At 74.2% G+C, this 5,845-nt stretch carries 5 protein-coding genes; 3 read left to right on the top strand and 2 right to left on the bottom strand.

Going from position 1 to position 5,845, the window contains the following annotated elements; all coding sequences use genetic code 11:
• A partial coding sequence (locus AB0O00_RS27395; RefSeq protein WP_363656140.1) for a biotin/lipoyl-containing protein occupies positions 1 to 1,297 on the top strand: 1,297 nt, incomplete at its 5' end.
• Between the two features lie 12 nt (positions 1,298 to 1,309).
• Complete coding sequence (locus AB0O00_RS27390) at positions 1,310 to 2,482, top strand: acyl-CoA dehydrogenase family protein (RefSeq protein ID WP_363656138.1); 1,173 nt, start codon at positions 1,310 to 1,312, stop codon at positions 2,480 to 2,482.
• 7 nt (positions 2,483 to 2,489) lie between these two features.
• Here AB0O00_RS27390 and AB0O00_RS27385 read toward each other — a convergent pair whose 3' ends face one another.
• Complete coding sequence (locus AB0O00_RS27385) at positions 2,490 to 3,194, bottom strand: class F sortase (protein ID WP_363656136.1); 705 nt, start codon at positions 3,192 to 3,194, stop codon at positions 2,490 to 2,492.
• Positions 3,181 to 3,906, bottom strand: a complete 726-nt coding sequence (locus AB0O00_RS27380; RefSeq protein WP_363656134.1) for a hypothetical protein — start codon at positions 3,904 to 3,906, stop codon at positions 3,181 to 3,183. The genes AB0O00_RS27385 and AB0O00_RS27380 overlap by 14 nt, the downstream gene beginning before the upstream one ends.
• 236 nt (positions 3,907 to 4,142) lie before the next feature.
• On the opposite strand from AB0O00_RS27380, the gene AB0O00_RS27375 reads away from it, so the two are divergent.
• The gene (locus AB0O00_RS27375) at positions 4,143 to 5,729 is read left to right on the top strand and encodes a 4-coumarate--CoA ligase family protein (RefSeq protein ID WP_363656132.1); all 1,587 of its coding nucleotides are present in this window, start codon (positions 4,143 to 4,145) and stop codon (positions 5,727 to 5,729) included.
• Positions 5,730 to 5,845: the final 116 nt, after the last annotated feature.

Here is a 5,845-nt window from a genome sequence, read left to right as displayed (position 1 = left end):
GGTCTGGGCGGTCGGCGACCGCGACTGCACGCTGCAGCGGCGCCACCAGAAGGTGATCGAGGAGGCCCCGGCGCCCGGGATCCCCGATGCCGTGCGGACCGCGCTGCACGAGGCGGCCGTCGCCGCCGCCCGCGCGATCGGCTACATCGGCGCGGGCACCGCCGAGTTCCTCCTCGCCGAGGACGGCCGCTTCCACTTCCTGGAGATGAACACCCGCCTCCAGGTCGAACACCCGGTCACCGAGGCCGTCACCGGACTCGACCTGGTCGCCCTCCAACTCGCCGTCGCGGAGGGCGAGAAGCTCCCCGCCACACCCCCGCCCACGCACGGCTGCGCGATCGAGGCCCGCCTCTACGCCGAGGACCCGGCCTACGACCACCGGCCCGCCACCGGCACCCTGCACCACTTCGAACTCACCATCCCACACGAGGAGTTCGAAGGAAGCGGCATCCGCCTCGACTCCGGCGTCGCGAACGGCAGCACCATCACCCCGCATTACGACGCGATGCTCGCCAAGGTCATCGCCTGGGCCCCGACCCGCGCCGCCGCCGCACGCCGGCTTGCCGATGCCGTGGCCCGGGCCCGGCTCCACGGACCCACCACCAACCGGGAGTTGCTCGTCCGCGCGCTGCGCCACCCGGCCTTCCTGGCGGGCCACCTGCACACTGGTTTCCTCGCCGAACACGCGGCCGACCTCACCGCCCCGGACGACAAGGGTGCCGCCCGGGCGGCCCTGGCCGCCGCCCTCGCCGACGCCGCTTCCCGCCGTACCCCGCTGCCGTCCGGCTGGCGCAACCTGCCGTCCCAGCCGCAGGTCAAGCGCTACCGCTCGGCGGACGCAGGGGAGTTGGAGGTCCGCTACCGCCTCACCCGGGACGGCCTGCGGGCCGAGGATCACCCGGACACGGACCTCGTCGCGCACGAGCCGGACGGCGTCACCCTCCGCCACGCCGGCCTCCGCCGCACCTACCGGGTCGCCCGCTACGGCGCGGAGGTCTTCGTCGAGACCCCCGACGGCACGACCGTCCTCACCGCCGTCCCCCGCTTCCCCGACCCCGCCGCACGGACCGAACCGGGCGCCCTGCTCGCCCCGATGCCCGGCACCGTCATCCGCACCGCCGCCGCCGTCGGCGACACCGTCACCGCCGGGCAGCCGCTGCTGTTCCTGGAGGCGATGAAGATGGAGCACCGCGTCACCGCACCCGCCGACGGCACGCTCGTCGAACTCCGCGCCACCCCGGGGCAGCAGGTCGAAGTCGGCACCCTGCTCGCCGTCGTCCACACCACGGAAGCCTGAGGAAGGACCCGCATGTCCGCCATCGGCAGTCAGCTCCTCGAATCCCCCGAACGCCAGGCCCTGCGCCGCGCCGTCGGCGACCTCGGCCGCCGCTACGGCTCCGCCTACTACCTCGCCAAGGCCCGCGCCGGCGAACCCGCCGACGAACTGTGGGCCGACGCCGGCAAGGCCGGCTATCTCGGCGTCAACCTGCCCGCCGAGTACGGCGGCGGTGGCGGCGGCATCACCGACCTCGCCATCGTTCTGGAGGAACTGGGCACCGCCGGCTGCCCGTTGCTCCTGCTGATCGTCTCCCCGGCGATCTGCGGCACGGTCATAGCCCGCTACGGCACGGACGAGCAGAAGAGCCGCTGGCTGCCCGGACTGGCCGACGGCACCCGCCGGATGGCCTTCGGCATCACCGAGCCGGACGCCGGCTCCAACTCGCACCGGATCTCCACCGTGGCCCGCCGCGACGGCGAGGACTGGCTGCTCACCGGCCGCAAGGTGTTCGTCTCCGGCATCGACCACTCGGACGACGTCCTGTTCGTCGCCCGCACCGAAGATGCCCGGACCGGCAAGCTCAAGCCCTGCCTGTTCGTCGTCCCGCGCGAGACCCCGGGCTTCGAGTACCGGGCGATCCCGATGGAACTCGTCGCCCCCGAGAAGCAGTTCCAGGTCTTCCTGGACGACGTCCGGCTGCCCGCCGACGCGCTGGTGGGCGACGAGAACGCGGGCCTGCTCCAGCTCTTCGCCGGCCTCAACCCCGAGCGCATCCTCACCGCCGCGTTCTCGCTCGGCCTCGCCCGCCAGGCCCTCGGCAAGGCCGTCGAGTACGCGAAGACGCGGACGGTCTGGTCGACCCCGATCGGTGCCCACCAGGGCCTGGCCCACCCGCTGGCGCAGTGCGCGGTGGAGATCGAGCTGGCCCGGCTGATGACCCAGAAGGCCGGGCTGCTCTACGACGCGGGCGAGGACGTCGCAGCCGGCGAGGCCGCCAACATGGCCAAGTACGCGGCCGGCGAGGCCGCCGCCCGCACGGTCGACCAGGCGGTGCAGACGCTCGGCGGCAACGGCCTGACCCAGGAGTACGGGCTGGGCGCGCTGCTGGCCGCCACCCGGGTGGGCCGGGTCGCCCCGGTCAGCCGCGAGATGGTGCTCAACTACGTCGCCCAGCACACCCTCGGCCTGCCGAAGTCGTACTGATGGAGGGTCACTTGACGTCGGTCAGGTGGGCGAACACGACGGTGTTGGACTCGTACCCGGTCTTCCGGTCGAACTTGCCGCCGCAGGTGATCACCCGCAGTTCGGCCCGCTCGGTGGCGCCGTACACGAGGGCGTCCGGGAAGTCCGCCTTCGGGAACACCCGGACGGAGTCGATCGTGAACACCGCCGTGCGCCGGTCCTTGCGGGTCACCTCGACGGTGTCGCCCGGACGCAGCAGCCCGAGCCGGTAGAACACGGCCGGCCCGTTGCGGTTGTCCGCGTGCCCGATGGCGATGGCGTTGCCGGCGGCCCCCGGGGTGGCGCCGTCCCGGTACCAGCCGGCGAGGTTGCGCTGCTCCATCGGCGGGGTGTTGAGCTGCCGGGAGGGGGCGAGCCCGAGGCCGACGATCGGGGCGTCGACCTTGATCGCGGGGATCCGGATCCTGGTCGGCACCGAGGCGGGCAGCGGCGGGTGGGCCGGGACGGGCGGGGGCGAGGGCGCGGCCACCGGCGGCCGTCCGGGGCTCGGGGCCGGGACGGCCGTGGCGGTCGCCGAGGGCGCCGGGGCGGGCAGCGGCGGCCCGTCCCGCCCGGCGGTGCCGTCGTGGACGAGCCAGATGCCGCCCGCCGCGAGTGCCAGCGCGACGACCCCGGCCGTGAGCGGGCCGGGGCCGCCGGGCGTCACGCGGAAGGGGCGGTCAGGAGTCGGCATTGGTCCCGGGACGGCGGCGCATCGCGCGGCTGGTGAGGCCGCCGGCACCGACGAGCAGCGCGACCCCTCCGATCACCACGGCGGCGTTGGCCCCGGAGGTGCCGCCGCCACCGGTGGGGGGGGCCCCGGGGGGGCCGCCGGGGGGGGGATGGCTGGGGGGGTTGGTGGGGGGGGGGCGGTGGGGCTTTGGGGGGGTCGGGGAGGGGCTGGGGGACGGGCTGTGGGAGCCACTGGGCGAGGGGGAGCCGCTGGGCGACGGGGAGCCGCTGGGCGACGGGGAGGTGGTGGCGCAGGACACGTCGAAGACCTTCTGCTTGGCCGTCCCGCTCTCACCCACGAACGTCCATTCGAGCTTGTAGTGCCCGTCCGGAAGGGTGAAGTTGCCGGTGTTGCCGGTGCCGTTGGTGAGCGTGATCGACCCGGCGAGCACCTGCGCCGTGCCGGTCGGCGGCTGCTGCTCGATCGTCCAGTTGACCTGCTGGACGGTGTCGAAGTTGAACGCGTCCAGGTAGAACACGCAGACCTTGGGTTCGTCCCGCGTGTCGCTCACCGGCGTGGTGCTCTCGTGGATCTTGACGTCGCCGTTGTCGCCCGGCGCGGCGAACGCGAGCGGTGCGCTGCCGAGGGCGAGGACGACGGCGGTCGCCGCGGTGGCGAGCAGGCGGCGTGCGGGCGGCAGGGCGGGCGGCAGGGCGGGGGAGGTGGCTCTCACGGTAGGGGTGCTCCAGGTTCCGGGGCCGCTCCCGGGGGCGGGCGGCCGTGGTGCACACCGTCCGACCGGGCGCCCCCCGGCGGCAACTGTGCCACGCGCGCTCCGGCCGTCGTTCCCCACAATGGCCCAGCGTGCCTCCGCTGTCCGTATGCTCCTGAACGCGCCCCCGGCCGGCCCGCCCCCGAGACCCGTCGCCGGCCCCGAATCCACTTCAACTTCCTTAGTGGAGGCTTACCTTGGTGTTCCTCAGCGACTTCCCCGACGTGCCGGTGATCGACCTCCCGATCCACGACGCGGTGCTCGGCGACGCGGCGGCGTACGGAGACCGGCCGGCCCTGATCGACGGCCTCACCGGACGGACCGTCAGCCACGCCGAGCTCGCCGGGTCCGTGCTCAGGGTCGCCGCCGGCCTGGCCGAGGCGGGCGTGCGCAAGGGCGACGTGGTGGCGCTCTTCAGCCCCAACACGATCGCCTACCCGATGGCCTTCTACGGCGCCACCCGGGCCGGCGCCACCGTCACCACCGTCTCCTCCCTCGCCACCCCGAGCGAGCTCGCCGGCCAGCTGCGCGACAGCGGCGCCCGCTGGCTGGTCACCGTCTCCCCGTTCCTGCCCACCGCCGGCGAGGCCGTCGACCTGCTCGCCGCCGAGGGCCGCCCGCCGGCCGAGATCGTCGTCCTGGACGGCGCCGAGGGTCACCGCTCGCTCGCCGACCTGCTCGCCTCCACCGCCCCGGCGCCCGAGGTGCCGATCGACCCCGGCGAGGACGTCGCCGTGCTGCCGTACTCCAGCGGCACCACCGGCCTGCCCAAGGGCGTCATGCTCACCCACCGCTCGATCGCCACCAACCTCGCCCAGGTCGACGCCCTCTACCGCCCCGAGCCGGGCGAACGCGTGCTCGCCGTCCTGCCGTTCTTCCACATCTACGGCCAATCGGCGCTGCTCAACCAGCCGCTGCGCTGCGGCGCCACCGTCGTGGTGCTGCCGCGCTTCGACCTGGAGCAGTTCTGCCGCGCCATCGAGGAGCACAAGGTCCAGGCGCTCATCGTGGCCCCGCCGATCGCGCTCGCCCTCGCCAAGCACCCGCTGGTCGAGCGCTTCGACCTGTCCTCCGTCGAGTACCTGCTGTGCGCCGCCGCCCCGCTCGACCCCGAGCTGGCCGCCGCCTGCGCTCGCCGCCTCGGCCTGCCGCACCTGCTCCAGGGCTACGGCATGACCGAGCTGTCCCCGGTCACCCACGTCGTCTCCCCGCACGACACCGACCCCTCGCCCGGCGCCGTCGGGCGGATGGTCCCCTCCACCGAACTGCGCGTCACCGCCCTGGACGGCACCCGGACGGACCTCGGGCCCGGTGAGCGCGGCGAGCTCCTGATCCGCGGCCCGCAGGTGATGAAGGGCTACTTCGGCCGCCCCTCCGAGACCGCCGCCGTGATCGACGAGGACGGCTGGCTGCACACCGGCGACGTCGGCTTCGTCGACGACCGCGGCTACCTGCACATCGTCGACCGGGTCAAGGAGCTGATCAAGTACAAGGGCTACCAGGTCGCCCCGGCCGAACTGGAGGCCGTCCTGCTCGGCCACCCGCAGATCGCCGACGCCGCCGTCATCGGCGTGACGGACGCCGAGGGCACCGAGCGCCCCAAGGCCTTCGTCGTCCGGGTCCCCGGCAGCAGGCTCAGCGCCGACGACGTCACCGCGTTCGTCGCCGGCCAGGTCGCCCCCTACAAGAAGGTGCGCGCGGTCGAGTTCGTCGAGGCCGTCCCCAAGTCCCCCGCCGGCAAGATCCTCCGCCGCGAACTGCGCGCCCGCGAGGCGGCCCGCTGACCGGGCCCCAACTCACCTCTGTGAGGATCGAGCCGCCGAGCCCCCACCGGAACAGGAACCGCCAGCACCGATGACCAGCCATCCCGCCGCCCGCGCCCCCCAGCAGGACCGCAGCC

The sequence above is a fragment of the Kitasatospora sp. NPDC093558 genome (genome assembly GCF_040683475.1).
GTDB lineage: Bacteria > Actinomycetota > Actinomycetes > Streptomycetales > Streptomycetaceae > Kitasatospora.
The sequence above is the reverse complement of the archived record's forward strand: the minus strand, read 5'-3'. Positions and strand labels throughout refer to the sequence as shown.

Coding starts and splice junctions, on each gene's coding strand:
- AB0O00_RS27385 (WP_363656136.1), bottom strand. CDS start 3,194: ATGCCGACTCCTGACCGCCCCTTCCGCGTGACGCCCGGCGGCCCCGGC.
- AB0O00_RS27390 (WP_363656138.1), top strand. CDS start 1,310: ATGTCCGCCATCGGCAGTCAGCTCCTCGAATCCCCCGAACGCCAGGCC.